Genomic DNA, 21,550 nt, shown 5'->3' with positions numbered 1-21,550 from the left:
CAGCGAGGTTGTCGTTTGTTGGCCCAGATTGTCGTTCGTCCCGCGAGGTTGTCGTCGGTTCAGCGAGGTTGTGCTCGGTACCGGGAGGTTGTTGAGGACAACCTCGGCGGACGGAGGACAACCTCGGCGGACGGAGGACAACCTCGGCGGACGGAGGACAATCTCGGCGAGAGAGGAGGGGCGGAGCTAGGCGAGGCTGGACATCACGTGCTTGAGGCGGGTGTAGTCCTCGAAGCCGTAGATCGAGAGGTCCTTGCCGTATCCGGACTGCTTGAACCCGCCGTGCGGCATGTCGGACACGAACGGGATGTGCGCGTTGATCCAGACGCAGCCGAAGTCCAGCGCCCGGCTCATCCGCATCGCGGTGGCGTGGTCGGTCGTCCACGTCGAGGCCGCGAGCGCATAGGGCACGCCGTTGGCCAGGGCCACGGCATCCGCCTCGGTCTCGAACGGCTGCACGGTCAGCACCGGGCCGAACACCTCGGACTGGACGATCTCGTCGTCCTGGTGCACGCCCGACACGATCGTCGGCTCGAAGAAGTACCCCGCCTCGCCCTGCCGGCGCCCGCCGGTCTCGATCCGCGCATGCGCGGGCAGCCGGTCGATGAACCCGGCCACGCGCTCCAGCTGCCCGGCATTGTTCAGCGGCCCGAAGAAGGCCCCCGAATCGGGTGCGCCGGTGCGGATGTTGCCCCGCACATACGCCACCAGCTCGTGCACCAGCGCGTCGTGGGCGGATGCCTGGACCAGCACCCGGGTCGCGGCGGTGCAGTCCTGCCCGGCGTTGAAGAACGCCGCCTGGGCGATCCCGGCGGCGGCACGCGCCAGGTCGGCGTCGGCGAACACGACCGCGGGAGCCTTGCCGCCGAGCTCGAGATGCACGCGCTTGAGGCTGCTCGCCGCCGCGGCGGCCACCTGCATCCCCGCCCGGACCGAGCCGGTGATCGCGACCAGCTGCGGCACAGGATGCTCGGTCAGCAGCGCGCCGGTGGTGCGGTCGCCCAGGACCACGTTGAACACGCCCGCCGGCAGGATCTCGGCGGCCAGCTCGGCCAGCCGCACCGTCGTGGACGGCGTGGTCTCGCTCGGCTTGAGCACCACGGTGTTGCCGGCGGCCAGGGCCGGCCCGATCTTCCAGATCGCCATGTTCAGCGGATAGTTCCAGGGCGTCACCTGCGCGACCACGCCGATCGGCTCGCGCCGCACGTACGAGGTGAACCCCTCGGCGTACTCCGCCGCCGCCCGGCCGTTCAGCTCGCGGGCCGCGCCGGCGAAGAACCGCAGCTGATCGACCGACTGGTCGATCTCGTCGGCGACCAGGCTCGCCCGCGGCTTGCCGGTGTCGCGCGACTCCAGGTCGGCGAACTCGTCCGCGTGCGCGGCAAGAGCGTCGGCGAGCCGGAACAGCGCCAGCTGGCGGGCGGCCGGCGTCGCATCGCGCCAGCCCGGAAAGGCGCGGGATGCCGCGGCGAACGCGGCATCCACGTCCAGGGCGGTCGAGACTCCGGCCTGTGCATAGGCCTCGCCGGTCACGGGTGAGACGAGATCCAGCAGCGGTCCGGACGGCTCGACCGCCGCGCCGTCGATGATGTTGTGCAGGGTCATGGTTCGATCCTTCCGGCCCTTCGTCTCGCTTCGCTCGCTCAGGGACCTGTGTTCGCTTCGATCCTTCCGGCCCTTCGTCTCGCTTCGCTCGCTCAGGGACCTGTGTTCGCTTCGCTCGCTCAGGGACCTGTGTTGGCTTCGCTCGCTCAGGGACCTGTGTTGGCTTCGTTCGCTCAGGGACCTGTGTTCGCTTCGCTCGCTCAGGGACCTGTGTTGGCTTGGCTCGCTCAGGGACCTGTGTCGGCTCGCTCAGGGACTTACACGTACTCGTCCGCGGCGTGCAGCGCGGCATCGATCACGTCGAGGCCGCGCACGAGGTCGTCCTCGGAGATCACCAGCGGCGGGGCCACGTGCAGGCGGTTGAAGTGCGTGAACGGCCACACGCCGCCCTTCTTGCAGGCCGCCGCGACCGCGGCGACCGGCGCAGCATCCGCCCCCGTCGCGTTGAACGGCACGAGCGGCTCGCGGGTCTGCTTGTCGCGCACCAGTTCGATCGCCCAGAACAGGCCGATGCCGCGCACGTCCCCGACCGAGGCGTGCCGTCGCGAGATCTCGCGCAGCCGGGGCCCGACGACCCGGTCGCCGAGATCGCGGACCCGCGCGAGGATGCCGTCGCGCTCGAACACCTCGAACGTGGCGACGCCGGCCGCACACGCCAGCGGATGCCCGGAATAGGTCAGGCCGCCGGGGAACGACACCGTGTCGAAGTGTCCGGCGATGCGGTCCGAGACGACCACGCCGCCCAGCGGCACGTACCCGGAGTTCACCCCCTTGGCGAACGTGATCAGGTCGGGCACCACGTCGAACGCCTGGAACGCGAACCATTCGCCGATCCGGCCGAAGCCGACCATCACCTCGTCGGCGATGTAGACGATGCCGTACCGGTCGCACAGCTCGCGGACCCCGGCCAGGTAACCCGGCGGTGGGACGAGGATGCCGTTGGTGCCGACGATCGTCTCGATGATGATCGCGGCGATGGTGGCGGCGCCCTCGAGCACGATCGTCTGCTCGAGGTGCTCCAGCGCCCGCGCGGTCTCTTCTTCGGGCGAGGTCGAGTGGAACGGCGAGCGGTACGGGTACGGCCCGAAGAAGCGCGCCACCGACCCGTCGCCGGGCTCGTTCGCCCAGCGCCGCGGGTCGCCGGTCAGCGAGATCGCGGTGGTGGTGTTGCCGTGGTAGCTGCGGTACATCGCCAGCACCTTGCGCCGGCCGGTGAACTGGCGCGCCATGCGCACCGCGTTCTCGACCGCGTCGGCGCCGCCGTTGGTGAAGAACACCTTCGAGAACCCGTCGGGGGCGACTTCGCTGATGCGCCGGGCCAGTTCGCCGCGCACGTCGTTGGCCATCGATGGCTGGATCGTGGCCAGTCGCCCGGCCTGTCGCTGGATGGCCTCGACGAGATCGGGATGCTGGTGCCCGAGGTTCAGGTTCACCAGCTGGCTCGAGAAGTCGAGGTAGCTGTTGCCGGCGTAGTCCCAGAACGTGGCGCCGTCGCCGCCGGCGACCGGCAGCGGGTCGATGAGGGCCTGCGCGCTCCACGAGTGGAAGACGTGCCCGCGGTCGTCGGCGCGCACCCGCGCGTCGGCGGCCCGGTCGACGGTGGTCGGCAGCGTGTCGGTCATGAGCGGGTCCTTCAGTCGTTCTGCGGGAAGCCGAGGTCGATGCCGCCCCGGGCGGAGCGGCCGCGCGTGGCCGGATCGACCCAGCGCGCGGTGACGGCCTTCTCACGGGTGAAGAAGTCGAACCCGTGCACGCCGTACGCCTTCGCGTCGCCGAACAGGGACGCCTTCCACCCGCCGAACGAGTGGTACGCCACCGGCACCGGGATGGGCACGTTGATGCCGATCATGCCGACCTGCACCTCGCTCTGGAAGCGTCGTGCGGCCCCGCCGTCGTTGGTGAAGATGGCCGTGCCGTTGCCGAACCGGCCCGAGTTGATCAGGTCGAGGCCTTCCTGGAAGGTGGCCACCCGCACGATCGACAGCACCGGGCCGAAGATCTCCTCCTGGTAGGCGCGGGAGTCGGTCGGGATGCCGTCGATCAGCGTCGGCCCGAACCAGAAGCCGTCCTCGTGCCCGTCCACGGTGAACCCGCGCCCGTCCACGACGATGTCGGCGCCGTCCTGCTCGGCGACGCCCACGTAGCCGGCGACCTTGTCGCGATGCGCGGCGCTGATCAGCGGCCCCATGTCGGGCTCGACGGCATCCGTGCCCGGCCCCACCCTCAGCCGGTCGATGCGCTCGACGATCTTGGCCCGCAGCGGGTCGGCGACCTCGCCCACGGCCAGCACGACCGACACGGCCATGCAACGCTCGCCCGCGGCGCCGTAGCCGGCGTTGACGGCCTGGTCGGCGACGAGGTCGAGGTCGGCGTCGGGCAGCACCAGCATGTGGTTCTTCGCCCCGCCGAGCGCCTGCACGCGCTTGCCATGACGGGATGCCTCTTCGTAGATGTACTGCGCGATCGGCGTCGATCCGACGAACGAGATCGCCTGCACCGCGGGGGAGTGCAGCAGGCCGTCCACGGCCTGCTTGTCGCCCTGCAGCACCGTGAAGGCGCCGTCCGGCAGGCCCGCCTCGGACCACAGCCGGGCCAGCCACAGCGCCGCCGACGGGTCCTTCTCGCTGGGCTTGAGGATGACCGCGTTGCCGGCGGCCAGTGCGACCGGGAAGAACCACAGCGGCACCATCGCCGGGAAGTTGAACGGCGAGATGATCCCGACCACGCCCAGCGGCTGACGCAGCGTGTACACGTCGATGTCGGTGGAGGCGTTCTCGCTGAACCCGCCCTTGACCAGCTGCGGGAACCCGCAGGCCAGCTCGACGACCTCGAGGCCCCGCATGACCTCGCCCAGCGCGTCCGAGACCACCTTGCCGTGCTCGCCGGAGATGATCTCGGCCAGTTCGCGGGTGCGGGCGTTCAGCAGCTCGCGGAACGCGAACAGCACGCGCTGGCGCTTCGCGATCGACCAGCCGCCCCACTCCCGGAAGCCGCGCTGCGCGGACGCGATCGCGGCATCCACGTCGGCCTGGTCGGCCAGCGCGACCTCGGCGCGACGCCGGCCGGTGGCCGGATCGAACACCGGCGCGGTGCGCCCGCTCGCCGACGCGCGGGGAGCGCCGTCGATCCAGTGGCCGACCATCGGGAGATCGGATGCCGCGGCCGCGTCGTCAGACGATGCTGTGGTCACGGATCCGACCACGGCCGTGCTCGCGGATGTGTTCATCGGGGTCCTTCCGGGCGGCACGGGTCCGCCGGCCCGGTCGGCCCGGCGAGGGACGCGCGCCCGTCCTTCCGGACAGATCGCCTGATCCCCACTCCCGCGTGTTGCCCCCAGCTTTCCAGGGGATGCCGCACGTCAGCAGGCCCGATCCGTCGCGAAGTTCACGGCTCGCCGGACGCTTCGTCCGGCTGCCGCGTGTCGCCGGTGCGGCTCAGGCGGCCAGCCGCAGTCCGCGGCGGTCGGTCGCGATCCGCTCGCCGTCGCCGATGGTCTCGTCGTCGCCGATCAGGGACCCCACGGCGACCATGGCGTGATCGCCGATGTGCGTGCGCACGCCGATCTTCGCGTTCGCGCCGATGGCGGCGCCCGGTCCGATGTGCGCGTGCGGCGCGATCTGCACGCCCGCGCCGATCACGGCATCCGCCTCGACCCAGGCGCCGTGGCCGACATGCACGCCGGCGGCGATCTGGGCGCGCGGTTCGACGTACGCGCCGGTTTCGACGATGGCGCTCGGGTGCACCTTCGCCCCATGGGCGATCAGCCCGCGCCCGTTCGCATGCTTGCGATAGCGCAGGGTCTCGCCCGAATCGTTCTCGATGTCCACGTAGTTCTTGCCCACAGTGTCCTCCCCCGACATCAGGTGCTGCCGGTAATAGGAATAACCCTGTAAGAAATCATCGCATTCCCGACCCCATCTGCGAAACCGGTTCGTCGTACGCGTATTTCCCGCCTCGCAGCGCCGACGCGAACGCCGCGACCAGACAGGCGATGATCGCGAACGCGAACGCGACGGTCAGCCCGTCCGCGAACGGCTGCGAGATCAGCGAGGGGAAGAAGCCGCGCCCGGTCAGGTAGGCGGCCGAGGATGCCGGCAGCCGGCCGAGCACGTCCGGCCCGAGCAGCGTCTGGACCGGGTTGTAGCCCAGCAGCGATGCGAACAGCACGCTCACCGGCGGCAGCGACGCGACCTTCGCCGCGGCGGCGGCCGGCACACCGTGGGCGATCAGGCCCGCCGACAGGGTCTGGGGCAGCGACCGGGCCAGCCCGGTGATCATCAGCGAGAAGAAGATGCCGATCGACAGCACCATCGCGGCGTTCTGGAACACGGTGCTCATGCCCGCGCCCACCCCGCGCACGCCCGGCGGGAGGCTGTTCATGATCCCGGCCCGGTTCGGCGCGGCGAACACGCCCATCCCGATCCCGTTCAGCAGCAGTGCCGCCGCGAACGGCGGGTAGGAGAAGTCGACCGGGAGCAGGAGCAGCCAGACGAAGCTGGCCGCCGCCAGCAGCATCCCGCCGGTCGCGAAGGTGCGCGCGCCGAACCGGTCGCTGAGCCAGCCCGAGACCGGTCCGGCCAGGAGGAAGCCGACCGTCAGCGGGAGCATATAGATGCCCGCCCACAGCGGCGTCGACGCGAAGTCGAATCCGTGCTGCGGCAGCCAGATGCCCTGCAGCCAGATGATCAGCACGAACATCAGCCCGCCGCGGCCGAGCGAACTCAGCAGCGAGGCGAGGTTGCCGGCGGTGAAGGCGCGGATGCGGAACAGCGACAGGTGGAACATCGGCTCGGCGACCCGCGTCTCGATCACGCCGAACACGATCAGAACGAGGATGCCGCCGCCCAGGGCCGCCAGCACCGCGGGGTTCGTCCAGCCCATGGTGTGGCCGCCGTACGGCTGGATGCCGTAGGTGATGCCGACCAGCACCGCGACCAGACCGACGGCGAACGTGACGTTGCCCCACCAGTCCACCCGAGCCCGGCGGCGCACGCCGGTGTCATGCAGGCTGATGTAGGCCCAGACGGTGCCGATCACCCCGACCGGCACCGACACCAGGAACACCAGCCGCCAGTCGATCGGGCCGAGCAGCCCGCCGATGATGAGCCCGATGAACGACCCGGCGATGCCGGCGACCTGATTCAGCCCGAGCGCCAGCCCGCGCTGGGCCACCGGGAAGGCGTCGGTGATGATCGCGTTCGAGTTGGCGAACAGCATCGCCCCGCCGACGCCCTGCAGGATGCGCATCACGATCATCCACAGGGCGGCCGGCGTGCCCTGCATCCACGTGGCCGCGAGCAGGATCGAGAACACGGTGAACACCGCGAAGCCGGCGTTGTACATCCGCACCCGGCCGTAGATGTCGCCCAGCCGGCCGAAGCTGACCACGAGCACGGCGGTGACCACCATGTAGCCCATGATCAGCCAGAGCATGAGACTCGTGTTGCCGGGCTCGAGCGGGTTCACGCCGATCCCGCGGAAGATGTCCGGCAGGGCGATGAGCAGGATCGACGCGTTGATGGAGGCCATCAGCACACCCAGCGTCGTGTTCGACAGGGCGATCCAGCGGTAGTGCGGGCTCGCGGTGCGGATCGCGGCCCGCCGTGCCCGGCGCGCGGAGCGGGTGCTCAGCGACGTGCGCCGTGGGACCCGAGGCCGCGTCTCGCGCACGGTCATGCCGGCATCGTCTTCTCTCGCACCGGTCCTCCTCGCACAGGGACCGGGACGGCGGCCGTCGCCCCGGCGTGGGATGCACGGCTCCCGTTTCCGGGGGTCGGCACCACTATACGCGCGGAATACCGACCGATCGTTCAGGAAGCGGAGGCGCCCCCGCGATCCGTTCGAGATGCCCGCCGAGACGCTGGTCTCACTGCAGACGGCGGTCACCGTCGTCGCCGGTGAGGTCGTGTTCGAGCGCTGAACGGGAGCGGTCAGCCGCCCACCCATCCGAAGGTCGCCGCGTGGTATCCGCTGGGCAGCGGTCCGGCCGCGTGGTACCCGTCCGGAGGCATCTCGGCCGCCTGTTCGCCGTGGGATCCGAGCATGGACCGGGTGAGCTGCTCACGTGAGTCCATGAGGCGGTCGAGTTCCGCGGTGAGGTCTTCGTCGCGGGGTTCACGCCCGGCCTGAACTGCGCGCAGCACGCTGCGCCTCATCAGCTCCTTAGCGAACGAGCCCGTCGTCCCTTCGGCTCGATCCGCTTCCGCGTCGAGCACCGCACCCGTATACGGCAGGCTCTGCGCGTACCGGCGGAACAGGCGGCGCCGTTCGCTCGGCGCGGGGAGCGGAACCTCGACAGCGAGATCGACGCGACCGGGGCGCTCGGCGAGGGCTCGCTCAAGCACCTCGACGCGGTTCGTCGTCATGATGAAGGCCACGTCGGCGTCACCGTCGAGCCCGTCCAGCGCGTCGAGCACTTCGAACAGCAACGGCTGCGGTGTGCCATGTCTCTCCATCGCGACGAGGTCGATGTCCTCGAGCACGACAAGCGCGGGCTGGAAGGTGCGTGCGATCTCGGTCGCTGCGCCGATGAAGCGGATGCTTGCTCCGGTGAGAACGACAGCGGTGACGTCGGTCGTCGCGGTGAGCAGATGGCGAACCGTGAGGGTTTTGCCCGTGCCGGGCGGCCCGTACAGCAGCACACCGCGCTTCAGATGCTGACCCGCACGATGCAGCGCTTCCCTGTGTTTCCCGATGCCGATCACATGCTGGACGATCTCCTCCAGCACTCCCGCCCCGAGCACGATGTCGTCCGCGGGGACCGACGGGCGCTCCACGAACGTCGCGCCGGCGTCTCGCCCATACTCGGTGGCTTGAAAGGACAGCACCTGGCGGCGCAGCACGCTTCTCTCGATCATCGTTCGGCGAAGGGCCTCGAGAAAGCGAGAGACCGCCGCGTCGTCCGCACTCATGACCTCGACCACCGCGTCTGCTCTGCCGTACTGCGGGGCGGCGGCGCGCTGGGCGAGCGCGAGAGGGGTGCCTTCGAAATGCAGGAGTCGCACGCCCAGCGACACGACGCGCCTGCTCGAGTTCGGACCGGTCGCCCGCTCGGCGTAGTCCACGGGGCCGGGTGCGTAGCGCGTGTGCGGGTTGGCGATCCACTCTGCGAGTCCTTGATGATGCCGCTGCTCGCCGCCGGTGACGCCGAGAAGGCGGCCCTCGCTCTGCGTAAGGTCATCCAGGGCGAGGTCGGCGTCGACCAGACGATGGTCGGCGATGAGCTCCACCACGACGGACACCTGCGATGCATCGACGCCCAGATGATCGCTGATCACATCACCCAACGGTGTCCGAACCGACGACTCCTCCCGAGCCGCCAGTTCGTTCACTTGCTGGAGGTACCCGGAGACGGCACGCATCAGATCATGATCCTCGTCCCGCAACATGCCATCGACTCTCCCACACACCGGTGCCACCAGACCAGCGAGCTCGTTCCATCGTCGAAGAACAGCACGGAATGGACCTGCCCGGAGACGCCGTGCCGGCTCCGGACAGATGGTCCGGGGCCGCATAAGCTGAAGCATCCGGCACCATCACCCGAGCGAGAGGATGCCGAGCATGAGCGTCGAGCGCGCCCTCCCTTCGCCTGAGACGGATCGTCCGGGCCCGCGCGCCGAGCGCTCGGACGCCGGGCTGCCGACCGTCCGCGAGATCCTCGCGCTGCCGTCGCTCGTCGAAGGGGTGCCCGAGGTGCTCGTCGGCGAGGGCGGACTGGATGCACGGGTGCGGTGGGCGCACGTGTCCGACAGCGCCGGCGTGGCCCGGCTGCTCAACGGGGGCGAGCTGCTGCTGTCGACCGGCTCGGGCTGGCCGCAGGACCCGGCGGCCCTCGACGCGTTCATCGCCGAACTGGTCGATGCCGGTGTGGCCGGGCTCGTCCTCGAGCTGGGCGCGCATTACCGCTGGACCCCGGCGGTGATCATCGACGCCGCGCGGCGGCACGGACTCGTGCTGGTGGTGCTGCACCGAGAGGTCAAGTTCGTCTCGGTCACCGAGGTCGTCCACCGGCTGATCATCGACCGGCAGACCGCCGCGCTGCGGGCACGCGACGAGGTGCGCGACCGGTTCACCGCCCTCATCCTGCGCGGTTCGCCCGCCGACTACGTCGTGCAGCAGCTCGCCATCACCCTGGATGCCCCGGTCGTGCTGGAGAACCTCGGCCACGATGTGGTCGCCGCCGAGGTCCCGCCCGCGATGGAGCACGAGCTGTTCTCGGACTGGGAGCGCCGTTCGCGGGCAGCCCACCGCGGCGATGCCGAGGACGGGTGGCTGGTGGTGCCGGTCGAGGCGCGCGGCACCCGCTGGGGCCACCTGCTCGCCCTGCCGGGGCCGGCGCATCCCGCCGGCCGACTCGGCGTGCTGCAGCAGGGCGCGATCGCCCTCGCCCTCGGGCGGCTCGCTGACGGGCCGGTCGACGAATGGGAGCGACAGGCACGTCGCCGGCTGCTGGACCGCCTGCTGTCCGGACGCTTCGCGAGCACCGAGGGCGCCGCCGCCCGCCTGGCCGCCGCCGGCCTGCCCGTCGAGGGCCGCGTGCTGCACGGCGTCGTCCTCGCGCGGGCGACGGTCACCCCGGAGCGCGTGGATGCCGCGGCCCGGGCGGTCGGGGGACGCGCTGTGACCGGATCCGCGCCGGCGAACGTGGCCGGTCCGGCCGCCGGCATCCTGCTGTCGCTGCCGGCGGGCAGCGTGTTCAGCGACGCCGCCGCGCTCGCGTTCGGGGTGGAGGCGACCGACGGCTCGGATCGCGTCGTGGTGTCGGTGGGGTCGCCGGCGACCGGACTGGATGCCGCGCTGGTCTCGCTGCAGGAGGCGATCGATCTGGCCCGCAACCGGGTGCGCGGCGAGCGCAGCGGCCCACAGCTGCGGCGCGCCGACGACCGACCCCTCGTGCGTCTTGTCTCCACCCTCCGCGACGACCACCGGCTGCTCGAGCACGGAGAGCGGATGCTGGCGCCCCTGATCGAGCACGACCTGGCCCGCGACGGCGACCTGCTCGACGTGCTGGCCGCCGCGCTGTCGCACCCCGCGAATCGCACGGCAGCCGCGTCGGCCTCGCACCTTTCGCGTTCGGTCTTCTACCAGCGCTTCGCCCAGATCGAGCGGCTGCTAGACGTCGACCTGGACGACGGCGAGACCCAGACCGCGCTGCATCTGGCGCTGCTGGTCCGTCGCAGTTCGGGTCGATAGCGCCCACCGGTCAGACCCTATGAGGGTGGGGTTCTGAGGTTGGTCTTGTGGCCCAGGGCCTCACGGTGCAGATTCGTGGATCATCCCCAGATGGGCTGGGGATGCCGACATGCAGCGGAGGCCCTGGTGTTCAACGAGCGTACGACGATTGGTTTGGATGTGCACGCGCGCAGCGTGCGAGCGGCGGCGTTGGACACGTCGACGGGTGAAGTGGTCGAGGCGAAGCTCCCGCCGGGCAGTGATGGGGTGGCACGGTGGGTGGCCGGGATCGCGGAGCAGCACGGGCCGGTCGCTGCCGCGTATGAGGCTGGGCCGACGGGTTTCGGGCTGGCACGCATGCTGATCGCGGCCGGGGTGCCGGTGACGGTCGCGGCGCCGTCGAAGCTGATCCGCCCGGCCGGGGATCGGGTGAAGACCGACGCCCGTGACGCGCTGCTGCTGGCACGGTTGCTGCGGATGGACGAGCTGGTTGCGGTGCGAGTCCCGACCGTGGCGGAGGAATCGGCCCGCGATCTGGTGCGGGCCCGGGACGATGCCCGCACGGATCTGCTGTCGGCGCGTCACCGGCTCTCGAAGCTGCTGCTGCGCCGCGGGATCGTCTATGACGGGTCCGTGACCTGGAATCGGCCCCATGATGCCTGGCTGCGCCGGGTCCGCAAAGACGGTCTCGGCGACGCAGGACGCGGCACCCTGGCCGCGTTCGATGCCGCGTTCGACGCGGTCACGATGACCCTCGCTCGTCGGGACCGGCTCGACGCGCAGATCGCCGACCTGGCCGCCGACAGTGAGTTCACCGCGGTGACGAACCGGCTGGCCTGTCTGCGTGGGATCTCCACCCTCACCGGGCTCGCGTTGGCGGTCGAGATCGGCGACTGGGACAGGTTCACCGGCCGCACGATCGCCGCCTACCTCGGCCTGGTCCCATCCGAGCACTCCTCGGGAGGGTCAAGGTCGCTGGGGGCGATCACGAAGACCGGGAACACGCACGCCCGCAGGCTGCTGATCGAAGCCGCCTGGCACCACAAGGCCCGCTACGTCGCTGGGAAGACGATGACCGACCGGTGGGCGAAGAGCACCCCTGGTGCGGCCGCGCGCGGTGATGCCGGCAACCGGCGCCTGCACCACCGGTGGCAGGTCCTGACCACGCACAAGAAGAAGCACACGGTTGCCAACACCGCGATCGCCCGCGAGCTCGCCGGCTGGTGCTGGTCTCTGGCCGTCATGGACTGATCGAAGGCTCATTCGCCCGCCCGGCACCACCGGACAGCATGCAGCGTGAGGAACGGACCAGCGATTCGCCTGTGAGCGGCGACCACGATCGCCACGCTCGACCTCAGACCAGCCTGACCGTTCTCGCCGAAACAGGGTCATGCGGTAACCAACCCGCGCATATCAGACTGACCACGCGTCACCAGACACGCCGCACCCCGAAACGCCCTGGAGCGAATGACGGAGCGCCGCCGAGCAGCCAGCCCGGCGGCGCTCCACCCTGCCCCCTTGACAAACGAAGCTACATATCAGGCGAGCAGCTCGGAGCTGCCCGCCGAATTCAGCCGGCGAGATCTGCGCCCTCGGCCTACCGGCGCCCGCCCACGGGAACCCGCATCAGGTCGGTGCCGAGTTCGATCTCACCGCGGTAGCCGGCCGCCTTCGCGCTGTTGCGCAGCAGCTTGCGCCATTCGCTGTCTGAGACCACCGACGAGTCGGCAGGGCTGAGATGTGTTGCGACGAGCTTCGCGACATCCGCCTCCCGGGCCACCGCTCCGAGCTCGGCCACATCGGTGTGCACGAGCTTGATGTGCTCGATCACCGGGGCCGGGTAGCCCAGTTTCGGCAGGGCGGCGAAGTCTGCCGCCTCGTGGACCAGCAGGTCGGCGCCCTGGGCGAGGGTGGGGATGTTGGGGGTGCGCGCGGTGTCGCCCGAGAAGACGACGCTGCCGTGATCGGTGTCGAACCGGTAGGCCAGCGACGGCCAGACGGCGCCGTGCGGGACGAGGATGGCCGTCACCTTCACCCGGTCGTCCTCCATCACGTCGAAGGGCGCCATGGCCGGTGCCGGGTTCGCCGGAGAAGCGCCCGCGGATGCCGGGGGCAGCACGTCGTGCACCTGCAGCATGGTGGCCGGGTCCACGCCGAAGTGCTCGGTGAGGAAGAAGGTCGTGGACGCCGCGAAGCTCTGGTTGGCCAGCGCCGTCTGCTCGACGATGCCCGGCACGGGTCCGCTCGCCCCGGCCAGCTTCGACGGCTCGCCGGCGGTCCCCGGTCCCCAGACTCCGATCGGCGACTGGAACCCCTGCGGCCCGACGACGCCGGCGGACAGCAGCGGGAACGAGAAGTAGTCGACGGTGTGGTCGGAGTGCAGATGCGTGAGGAAGATCCCGGTCAGCGATGGCATCGACAGCCCCGCGCGCATGTACTGGCTCACGGCCCCGCGACCGCAGTCGATCACGTACGTCTTGCCGTCGACGACCAGCGCCGATGAGATCCCGCTGCGGTAGGCCTGCGGGGGCGGGCCGCCCGCGGTGCCGAGCAGAGTGACCGACAGTCCTCTCGACTCGGCCGGCGGTCGCGACGCGACGGCGGCCGATGCGGGCGCCGAGGGGCGGAGCAGGCCGCTGGTGGTCGCGATGACCGCGGACGCCGCGGCGGCGCCGAGGAGCCCGCGCCGTGAGATGCCGGATCGGGTCGCGTCGCGGGGGCCGGGGGTTCCGTCGGGGTTCGTCGTGGCGTCGTCGCACATGCTGCGTCGCATCTCCTTCGTCATCGAGGGCGCCGGTCGTGAAGGCGTGGCTTCATTCGACACCACGGCGGAGACGCGGCAAACCCCGATCCGCCGATGGTGCGTATCACCGGTGTCGATGCCGAGCAGGACGCCGCGGCGCCGCGATCAGGCGATGTAGACCTTGCGCAGGGTCTCGCGCACGGTCCACACCGTGTGCATCCCCGCGGCGAGCCGCACGATCACTCCCGGGCGCAGCTCCACCGGCGGCAGCGCGGGCCGGGTGAACTCGATCAGTCCGGCGCCGGCGACCACCACGAAGACCTCGTCGGCTTCGACATCCGTCGAGACGCCGGGGGTGTGCTCCCAGACTCCGATCGACCGACCCTCGGTCTCGTCCAGATCGAGGAAGCCGGTCCGGGGCGAGCCGGCGCGCACCCGGTCGGCGGGCACCGGTTCGTCCGGGATCTCCAGGGATGCCGCGACCGCGGCGGCACCGGCATCCATTCTGGTCATGAGTCGAACCCCAGACCGACGGCATCCAGCGTCTTCAGCAGGAGATTGCGCCTGCCCTCGTTGTGGTCGGCGCGATCCATCGACCAGCGGGTGGCGTTGATTCCGATCGCGGCGGCCGGCTCGGGCGGGAACGGCAGCGGCCGCTTGCGCACCATCTCCAGACTCGTCCGCTCGTTCTCGGCGCCCTCCAGCAGGTCGAGCATCACCTCGCCCGCGAATCGGGTCGACCCCACCCCCAGTCCGGTGAAACCGGCGGCGTACGCGACGCGGCGGTCGCGTGCGGTGCCGTAGAACGCGGCGAACTGGGTGCTCGAGTCGATCGCGCCCGCCCACCGGTGTGTGAAGCGCAGCCCCTCCAGCTGGGGGAACGTGGTGAAGAAGTGGCCGGCCAGACGCTCATACGATGCGGGTCGGTCCTCATACTCCGCGCGTACCTTGCGGCCGTAGTGATAGATCGCGTCGTAGCCGCCGAACAGGATGCGGTTGCTCTTGGTGATCCGGTAGTAGTGGAACTGGTTGGCCAGGTCGCCGATCCCCTGCCGGGCCTGCCAGCCGATCGAGGCCAGCTGCTGGTCGGTCAGCGGCTCGGTCATCAGCACGTAGTCGTACACCGGCACGGTCATCAGCCGGTTGCGCTTGAGCAGAGACGGGAACACGTTCGTGGCCAGGATCACCTGGTCGGCCTGCACCTGCCCGTGCTCGGTGACGACGGTCGCGCGCACCTTGCCCGGGGTCTGCAGCGCGCGGACCCGGCTCTGCTCGAAGATCTCGACCCCGCGCTCCTCGGCGACGCGTGCCAGCTCGGCGGCCAGCCGCGCGGGATGCAGGATGCCGCACGTGCGCTGCTCCCAGACCCCGGCCAGGTAGGTGGGCGAGTTCACCTGGGCGCGCACGGCATCCTGATCGAGGAAGACGACGCCCTCCTCGCCCCGGGCGACGGCCTCGTCGTGCCACTCGTGCAGCCACGGCACCTGGTGCGGCTCGGTCGCCGGCGACAGCTCGCCGGTGCGCTGGAACTCGAAGTCCATGCCGTACTGCGCCTCGCTGGCCTCGATCGCGTCGAGGTTGGCCATGCCCAGCCGCTCGAGCAGCGGCATGTCGTCCGGCCAGCGCGACAGGCCGTTCTCGCGTCCGTGGGTGAGGCTCGTCTCGCAGAAGCCGCCGTTGCGCCCGGATGCCGCCCAGCCCACCCGCTGCGCCTCCACCAGCACGATCCGGGCATCCGGCATCCGCTCGGTGGCCAGCAGGGCCGCCCAGAGGCCGGTGTATCCGCCGCCGACGATCACCAGGTCGGCGGTGTGCGCGCCGGTCAGTGCCGGCCGGTCCGGCGTCAGCCCGGGGGGCAGGTCGTCGCGCCAGAAGACGGCGTGTGCGGTGTCGCGCAGGGCGTGCGCGACGGTGGATGCGGCGGGTCGGCGTCGTTCGAAGACGGTGGTGCCCACGGGTATCAGCTCCGTTCGGTTGCAGGGTGGGGGAAGGAGATTCCGGCGGCAGAAGGATGTGTGATCGTTCACATCTCCTTCCCCGGCCGGGATCTCCTGCTGTCGGCCGGGAGGGCTCGCGCGTCAGTCCACGGCGTAGACCCGCTCGCCCTCGACGAAGGTCTGCAGCACCCGGGTGGCGCCGATCTGATCGGCCGGCCCGGCGAACGGATCGCGGTCCAGCACCACCAGATCGGCGTACTTGCCGGCCTCGATCGTCCCGGTGTCGGCGTCGAGGTGGTTCACCCACGCCGAACCGGCGGTGTACGCGGTCAGCGAGGTCGCCAGGTCGATCGCCTGCTCCGGCAGGAACGGGTCGTACTCGCCCTCTTCGTAGCCCGGTGCGGCGGTGCGGTTCACCGCGGTGTGGATCGCGGCCAGCGGGTTCGGGCTGGACACCGACCAGTCGCTGCCGGCGGCCAGCACGGTGCCGGCGCGCAGCAGGTCGCCGAACGGATACTGCCAGCCCGCGCGCGGCTCGCCCAGGAACGGCAGGGTCAGCTCGACCATCTGCGGCTCCAGCGTCGCCCACAGCGACTGCATGTTCGCCGCCACGCCCAGGCGCCGGAACCGCGGGATGTCGTCCGGGTGCACCACCTGCAGGTGCGCGATGTGGTGCCGATTGTCGGTGCGGCCGTTGCGACCGATCGCCTGCTCCACGGCATCCAGGCACTGCCGCACCGCGCGGTCGCCGATCGCGTGGAAGTGCACCTGGAAGCCGAGCGCGTCCAGCTGCGGCACCGCCTCGTTCAGGATCGCCGGGTCGACGAACGAGATCCCCGAGTTGTCGGTGGGATGCCCGTGCCCGTCGCCGTACGGCTCCAGCATCGATGCGGTGAAGTTCTCGGCCACGCCGTCCTGCATGACCTTGACGCTGGTGGCGGCGAACCGCCCGCCGCGGTACTGCTCGCGGCGCGCGACGATCGACGGGATCTGCTCGAGGCCGGCGGCGCGGTCCCACCAGATGGCACCCACGACGCGGGCGGTCAGCAGTCCGTCGGCGGCCGCCGACAGATAGGCGGGCCCGGGGTCGCCGGCATCGCCGTACGAGCCGACGATCGCATCCTGCCAGGCGGTGATCCCGTAGGAATGCAGATAGCGCTGCCCCTGCCGCAGCGCCTCCACCAGGCGCGACGGCGGCTCGGCCGGCAGCAGCGTGTTGACCAGCGTCATCGCCCCCTCGTGCAGCATGCCGGTCGGGACGCCGTCGGCATCCCGCTCGATCCGCCCGTCGGCCGGGTCGGGGGTGTCGCGGTCGATGCCCGCGCGCCGCAGGGCGACCGAGTTCACCCAGGCGCCATGACCGTCGCGGTTCGGCAGGAACGCCGGCCGGTCGGGCACGACGGTGTCGAGGGCGGATGCGGTGGGAGTGCCGCCGGGGAAGGCCGACATCGCCCATCCACCGCCGAGCACCCACCCCTCGTCGGGGTGGGATGCCGCGTACCGGCCGATGGCGTCGAGGTAGTCCGGCGCCGACTCGTACGGCGACAGATCGCACCGCAGCATGTCCAGTCCGCCCCACACCGGATGCACATGGGCGTCCTGAAAGCCGGGCACCAGCATCCGCCCCCGCAGGTCGACCACCTCGGTGCGCGGGCCGACCAGTTCGCCCAGGTCGTGACCGACGGCGACGATCCGCCCGGCGGTGACGGCCACGGCGCTCGCGCGGGAGCGCACCGTGTTCGCGGTGAAGACCGGTCCGCCGGAGAAGACGAGGTCGGCGTAGGGCATGGGGGACTCCTTCGGGGATCTGGTCAGCCGCCGGCCATCGTGCGGGCGATGTCGGCGGCGGAGTCGCCGGCCCGCTTCAGCACGATCGCGACGACGGACAGGGCCAGCAGGGTCACCAGCAGCATGATGGTGGACACGCCGGCGATCTCGGGGCGCAGTCCGCTGCGCAGCGAGCTGAGCACGTAGACCGGCCACGGCGTGGACCCCGACACCTGCACGAACGCCGAGACGATCGTGTTGTCCAGGCTGAACGTGAACGAGAGCAGGAGCCCGGCCAGCACCGCCGGCATCGCCAGCGGCAGCGTCACCCGGAAGAACGTGCGCAGCGGCGGGGCGAACAGGTCCGCCGAGGCCTCTTCGAGGTTGGCCGGCATGCCCACCAGCCGGGCGCGCACGATGTAGGTGACCACCGCGACCGAGAACAGCGAGTGCCCCACGACCAGCCGCATGGTGCCGTCGTTGAAGATCGACATGCCCAGGTCCTGGCCCAGGAAGACGAGCCACGGAAGCAGCGAGACCGCGTCCACGATCTCGGGCGTGACGGCGACCAGCAGCAGCATCCCGACGAACCAGTACGTCCACTTGCCGGGCTTGCGCGCCAGCGCGATCCCGGCGAGAGTCCCGAGGACCGAGGCCAGGATCGAGGCGATCGCACCGGTGCGCAGCGACACCATGACGGCATCCGCGATCACCGGCTTGCGGAACAGGGCCAGATAGCCGTCGAAGCCGAAGCTGTCGAATGCGACCAGCAGCCGGCCGTTGTTGAACGAGTAGATGACGATCACGAGGATCGGGGTGAACAGGAAGATGTAGACCAGCACGCTCCACACCGTCAGCAGCCGATCGGTGATCGCGCGGCGCTGCCGGTGCTGGGGCACGTCCTCGTGTCGGTCGGCGCCGGCGCGGAAGACGGGCGTGCCCTCATCGATGTCGACGGCGGCGGCCGGGATGCTGCCCAGACCGGGCTCGACCGATGTCATGCGGCGACCTCCTGGATCGTGACCCGATTGCGCATGCGCATGGGCAGGGCGAGCAGCCAGATGATCCCGGCCATCAGGGCGACCGAGCCCAGGATGATGAGGATCAGCATCACCGCCATCGCCGAGCCGAGCGCCCAGTTCTGCGCCGTCTGGAACTGGGATGCCACGAGCTGGCCGACCATGTTGCCCTTCGCGCCGCCCAGCACGGTCGCCGTGATGTAGTCGCCCATCAGCGGGATGTACACGAGCAGGGCGCCCACGATGATGCCGGGCCGTGCCAGCGGGAACGTCACCCGCGCGAACGTGCGCCAGCGGTTGGCGCCGAGGTCCTTGGACGCCTCGCGCACCGACAGCTCGACCCGGTCGAACGCGACGAACAGCGGCAGGATCATCAGCGGCAGATAGTTGTACACGACCCCGAAGAGCACCGCCGGTCTCGTGTAGAGGATGTCCAGCGGCGCCAGCCCGACGGCCTGCAGCGCGTGCGAGATCCACCCCTCGGGCGACAGGATCACCATCCAGCCGATGGTGCGCACGAGGAAGTTCGTCCAGAACGGCACCAGCACCAGGGCGATCAGCAGCCCCTTCATGCGCGCCGGGGCCTTCAGCGCCATCCAATACGCGACCGGCGCCCCGATCACGAAGCACAGCAGCGTGCCGGCGATCCCGATCCACAGGGTGTTCCAGAACGTGTCGAAGAACGTCGGGGTGAGCACCTCGGCGTACCGGTCCAGCGACAGCTTGTCATTGGCGTGCGTGGCGAACAGCCCGGGCTTGTATCCGAGGCTGTACCAGAACACCACCAGGACGGGCGCGACGAAGAAGGCCAGCAGCCACAGCCACGCCGGGACGGCGAGGATGAAGCCGGGAAGGCGGACTCTACGCACCGGCAGCGGCCTTCGCCTTGTTGTAGATGTCGACCGTGCGGGTCTGCGCCGAGTTGACCTCGCCGTCCTTCATCGTCGCCAGCTGGTCGGGTGTGAAGAAGACCAGGTCGAGCATCTCGAGGCCGTCCTTGCGGGCCGTCGCCTCGATGTCCTTCGCGCCGGTGTGGTAGCCGATGTAGTCGACGTTCTTGATCTGGTTCTCGGGCGTGAGCACGAAGTTGATGAACGCGTGCGCGGCCTCGGGATGCGGGGCGGACGAGACGATCGCCCAGTTGTCCATCCACAGCTCGGTGGTCGGCGACCCCAGCACCCACTGCCACTTGTCCGGGTCGTCCGAGGCGAGGATGCCCTGGCGGGCGTCGCCGTTCCACACCTCGATCAGGGTGTGCGCGCTCTGCGGGATGGCCCCGCTGCCCGGGTACGAGTCGAACGCCGCGATGTGCGGGGCGAGCGTTTCCACGATGAACTTCTCGCACTTGTCGATCTCGGCGTCATCGGTCGTGTTCCAGTCGATGCCGTTGGCCCAGTAGTACATGCCGGTGATCTCGGCGGGATCGTCCAGCACGCTCGTCTTGCCGCTGGCCTCCTTCTGCGCGCAGTCCAGGAAGTCGTTCCAGGTCTTCAGCTCACGGGTGATCTTGGACTTGTCGTAGACGAAGCCGGTGGTGCCCCATGCCTTGCAGATGGAGTAGTCGTTGTTCTTGTCCCACCCGCGGCTGAGGTAGGCGGGGTCCATGTACTTCAGGTTGGGGATGAGGTCCTTGTTCAGCTTCATCAGCAGGTTGTTCTGCACCATCTGCGGGATGTACACGCCGGTCGGCACGATGATGTCGTACCCGCCGGTGCCCTTGGCCGCCACGAGCTTCGCGATCAGCTCCTCGTTCGAGCCGAACGAGTCGACGGTCAGCTTCGGCCCGAGCTCCTTCGTGAACGCGGCCAGCACCTCGGGTGCGTCGTAGTCGCCCCACGAGTACATCGACAGCGAGCTCTCCAGCTTGCCGCCGGTGGCCTGCGGGCCCGGCTTGGCGCCGCCGCCCGCCCCGCCTCCGCTGGAGCAGGCGGCCAGCAGCACGGTGCCGCCGACCATGCCGGCGATCGAGAAGAACCCTCGCCGGGTCATGTCGCCCACGAGGCGGTTCGCCGCGGGCTGGTTGGCGAGGATGCGGACGGTGTTGTTCTCGGGCATGGTGTTCCTCTCGGCCGGTCGGGTATCAGCGCGTGCGGACGGTGCCGGTGGTGGGCGGCTGGACGAAGCCGCCGTGGATGGCGGATTCGTCGGTCGGGAAGACCTGGACCGACTCCGGCCGCCAGGTGCACCACACCGTGTCGTTGATGGCCACCCGCGGTGCGTCCGGGGTGGGGCGCCGCGCGATGATCGACATCTCGCGACCGAACTGGATCAGGAACTGCATGGTCTCGCCCAGGTGCGAGACGCCGATGATGCGCCCCTCGGCGACGTTGGCGTCGCCGTCCGGTCGCTCGACCGAGATCTCGACGAACTCGGGCCGGACGGCGGCCAGCGCCGGGATGCCGGGGGAGATATCGGTGATCCGCGCCGCCGGGCGCAGCCGGGCGTGCGCGCTGTCGACGCTCGATCCGTCGGCGGCGACGGTGCCGTCGAAGAAGTTCTGCTGGCCGACGAAGGCGGCGACGTACGCCGATGCGGGCGCGCCGTAGATGGTGTCCGAGTCGGCGAGCTGCTCGATCCGTCCGGCGCGCATCACCGCGATCCTGTCGCTCATCGACAGGGCCTCGCCCTGGTCGTGCGTGACGAAGATGAACGTGATGCCCAGCTGTGCCTGGATCAGCTTGAGCTCGAGCTGCATCTCCTCGCGCAGCTTCCGATCCAGCGCCCCGAGCGGCTCGTCCAGCAGGAGCACGGACGGACGATTGACCAGCGCCCGGGCCAGCGCCACGCGCTGCTGCTGACCGCCGGACAGCTGAGCCGGCCGCCGGTCGGCGAACGAGACCATCTGCACCATGCCGAGGGCGGACGCCACGCGCTCGCGCACCTCGGATTTCGGCACCCGCTTCTGCTGCAGCCCGTAGGCGACGTTCTGAGCCACGCTCATGTGCGGGAACAGCGCGTACGCCTGGAACACGGTGTTCACGTTGCGCTTGTACGGCGGCAGGCTCAGGACGGATCGTCCGGAGATCCGGATGTCCCCGGCATCCGGTCGTTCGAACCCCGCGATCATCCGCAGCGTCGTGGTCTTGCCGCAGCCGGACGGTCCGAGCAGGGAGAGGAACTCGCCGGCGCGGATGTCCAGCGACAGGTCGTCCACGGCGGTCTGGTCGCCGTAGCGCTTCGTCACCCGCTCGATCGCAACCGCGCCCGTCGTCTCGTCCGTTTCGGGTTCCGGACGGGCCGGGGTGGTGGTGGTCACGGAGCCTCCCTCTCGGGCGACGTCGCCCCTTGGAACGCGATTCAATCCCGGG

General features: G+C 70.3%; 16 protein-coding genes. 2 read left to right on the top strand and 14 right to left on the bottom strand.

Annotated features, from left to right (window positions below):
• Positions 1-186: 186 nt before the first annotated feature.
• From AC0L6F_RS07105 to AC0L6F_RS07080, 6 genes are all read right to left on the bottom strand, one after another.
• Positions 187-1,605: an aminobutyraldehyde dehydrogenase gene (locus AC0L6F_RS07105; protein ID WP_473539694.1), complete on the bottom strand. Its 1,419-nt coding sequence runs from the start codon at positions 1,603-1,605 to the stop codon at positions 187-189.
• Positions 1,606-1,862: 257 nt separating this feature from the next.
• Positions 1,863-3,227 (bottom strand): aminotransferase class III-fold pyridoxal phosphate-dependent enzyme, encoded by a 1,365-nt coding sequence (locus tag AC0L6F_RS07100; RefSeq protein ID WP_473539693.1) that lies wholly within the window; start codon positions 3,225-3,227, stop codon positions 1,863-1,865.
• An 11-nt stretch (positions 3,228-3,238) separates the two neighbouring features.
• Positions 3,239-4,747, bottom strand: a complete 1,509-nt coding sequence (locus AC0L6F_RS07095) for a CoA-acylating methylmalonate-semialdehyde dehydrogenase (RefSeq protein ID WP_259613212.1) — start codon at positions 4,745-4,747, stop codon at positions 3,239-3,241.
• A gap of 292 nt (positions 4,748-5,039) precedes the next feature.
• A complete protein-coding gene (locus tag AC0L6F_RS07090; protein ID WP_259612633.1) occupies positions 5,040-5,447 on the bottom strand; it encodes a transferase in 408 nt (135 codons plus the stop codon).
• Between the two features lie 55 nt (positions 5,448-5,502).
• Positions 5,503-7,281, bottom strand: coding sequence for an MFS transporter (locus AC0L6F_RS07085; protein WP_473539692.1), 1,779 nt, complete (start codon positions 7,279-7,281; stop codon positions 5,503-5,505).
• A 254-nt stretch (positions 7,282-7,535) separates the two neighbouring features.
• Positions 7,536-8,993, bottom strand: coding sequence for an AAA family ATPase (locus tag AC0L6F_RS07080; protein WP_473539691.1), 1,458 nt, complete (start codon positions 8,991-8,993; stop codon positions 7,536-7,538).
• Positions 8,994-9,165: 172 nt separating this feature from the next.
• On the opposite strand from AC0L6F_RS07080, the gene AC0L6F_RS07075 reads away from it, so the two are divergent.
• Positions 9,166-10,797: a PucR family transcriptional regulator gene (locus AC0L6F_RS07075; protein ID WP_473539690.1), complete on the top strand. Its 1,632-nt coding sequence runs from the start codon at positions 9,166-9,168 to the stop codon at positions 10,795-10,797.
• A gap of 90 nt (positions 10,798-10,887) precedes the next feature.
• Entirely contained in the window at positions 10,888-12,027 is a 1,140-nt protein-coding gene (locus AC0L6F_RS07070) for an IS110 family RNA-guided transposase (protein WP_473539975.1), read from the top strand.
• Positions 12,028-12,373: 346 nt separating this feature from the next.
• Here the strand turns inward: AC0L6F_RS07070 and AC0L6F_RS07065 are convergent, their stop codons facing one another.
• From AC0L6F_RS07065 to AC0L6F_RS07030, 8 genes are all read right to left on the bottom strand, one after another.
• Positions 12,374-13,561, bottom strand: a complete 1,188-nt coding sequence (locus AC0L6F_RS07065) for an MBL fold metallo-hydrolase (RefSeq protein ID WP_473539689.1) — start codon at positions 13,559-13,561, stop codon at positions 12,374-12,376.
• Between the two features lie 123 nt (positions 13,562-13,684).
• Complete coding sequence (locus AC0L6F_RS07060; RefSeq protein WP_473539688.1) at positions 13,685-14,032, bottom strand: cupin domain-containing protein; 348 nt, start codon at positions 14,030-14,032, stop codon at positions 13,685-13,687.
• Positions 14,029-15,474, bottom strand: a complete 1,446-nt coding sequence (locus AC0L6F_RS07055; RefSeq protein ID WP_473539687.1) for an NAD(P)/FAD-dependent oxidoreductase — start codon at positions 15,472-15,474, stop codon at positions 14,029-14,031. Before AC0L6F_RS07055 ends, AC0L6F_RS07060 begins: the two co-directional genes overlap by 4 nt.
• A gap of 123 nt (positions 15,475-15,597) precedes the next feature.
• Positions 15,598-17,244, bottom strand: a complete 1,647-nt coding sequence (locus AC0L6F_RS07050) for an amidohydrolase (RefSeq protein ID WP_473539686.1) — start codon at positions 17,242-17,244, stop codon at positions 15,598-15,600.
• Positions 17,245-17,267: 23 nt separating this feature from the next.
• Positions 17,268-18,224: an ABC transporter permease gene (locus AC0L6F_RS07045; protein ID WP_274635935.1), complete on the bottom strand. Its 957-nt coding sequence runs from the start codon at positions 18,222-18,224 to the stop codon at positions 17,268-17,270.
• The gene (locus AC0L6F_RS07040; protein WP_473539685.1) at positions 18,221-19,111 is read right to left on the bottom strand and encodes an ABC transporter permease; all 891 of its coding nucleotides are present in this window, start codon (positions 19,109-19,111) and stop codon (positions 18,221-18,223) included. Before AC0L6F_RS07040 ends, AC0L6F_RS07045 begins: the two co-directional genes overlap by 4 nt.
• Positions 19,104-20,297 carry a polyamine ABC transporter substrate-binding protein gene (locus AC0L6F_RS07035; protein WP_274635933.1) on the bottom strand — a complete coding sequence of 398 codons (1,194 nt, stop codon included), beginning with the start codon at positions 20,295-20,297 and terminating at the stop codon, positions 19,104-19,106. The genes AC0L6F_RS07040 and AC0L6F_RS07035 overlap by 8 nt, the downstream gene beginning before the upstream one ends.
• A gap of 25 nt (positions 20,298-20,322) precedes the next feature.
• On the bottom strand, positions 20,323-21,498 hold the full coding sequence (locus tag AC0L6F_RS07030; RefSeq protein ID WP_274635932.1) for an ABC transporter ATP-binding protein: 1,176 nt from the start codon (positions 21,496-21,498) through the stop codon (positions 20,323-20,325).
• Between the last annotated feature and the right edge of the window lie 52 nt (positions 21,499-21,550).

Source organism: Microbacterium sp. G2-16M, assembly GCF_055809115.1.
The sequence above is the reverse complement of the archived record's forward strand: the minus strand, read 5'-3'. Positions and strand labels throughout refer to the sequence as shown.

Bases quoted from the DNA above. Each gene is read 5' to 3' on its own strand.
- AC0L6F_RS07105 (WP_473539694.1), bottom strand. From the start codon at position 1,605: ATGACCCTGCACAACATCATCGACGGCGCGGCGGTCGAGCCGTCCGGA.
- AC0L6F_RS07100 (WP_473539693.1), bottom strand. From the start codon at position 3,227: ATGACCGACACGCTGCCGACCACCGTCGACCGGGCCGCCGACGCGCGG.
- AC0L6F_RS07095 (WP_259613212.1), bottom strand. From the start codon at position 4,747: ATGGTCGGCCACTGGATCGACGGCGCTCCCCGCGCGTCGGCGAGCGGG.
- AC0L6F_RS07085 (WP_473539692.1), bottom strand. From the start codon at position 7,281: ATGACCGTGCGCGAGACGCGGCCTCGGGTCCCACGGCGCACGTCGCTG.
- AC0L6F_RS07080 (WP_473539691.1), bottom strand. From the start codon at position 8,993: ATGTTGCGGGACGAGGATCATGATCTGATGCGTGCCGTCTCCGGGTAC.
- AC0L6F_RS07075 (WP_473539690.1), top strand. From the start codon at position 9,166: ATGAGCGTCGAGCGCGCCCTCCCTTCGCCTGAGACGGATCGTCCGGGC.
- AC0L6F_RS07070 (WP_473539975.1), top strand. From the start codon at position 10,888: ATGGGCTGGGGATGCCGACATGCAGCGGAGGCCCTGGTGTTCAACGAG.
- AC0L6F_RS07065 (WP_473539689.1), bottom strand. From the start codon at position 13,561: ATGACGAAGGAGATGCGACGCAGCATGTGCGACGACGCCACGACGAAC.
- AC0L6F_RS07060 (WP_473539688.1), bottom strand. From the start codon at position 14,032: ATGACCAGAATGGATGCCGGTGCCGCCGCGGTCGCGGCATCCCTGGAG.
- AC0L6F_RS07050 (WP_473539686.1), bottom strand. From the start codon at position 17,244: ATGCCCTACGCCGACCTCGTCTTCTCCGGCGGACCGGTCTTCACCGCG.
- AC0L6F_RS07045 (WP_274635935.1), bottom strand. From the start codon at position 18,224: ATGACATCGGTCGAGCCCGGTCTGGGCAGCATCCCGGCCGCCGCCGTC.
- AC0L6F_RS07035 (WP_274635933.1), bottom strand. From the start codon at position 20,297: ATGCCCGAGAACAACACCGTCCGCATCCTCGCCAACCAGCCCGCGGCG.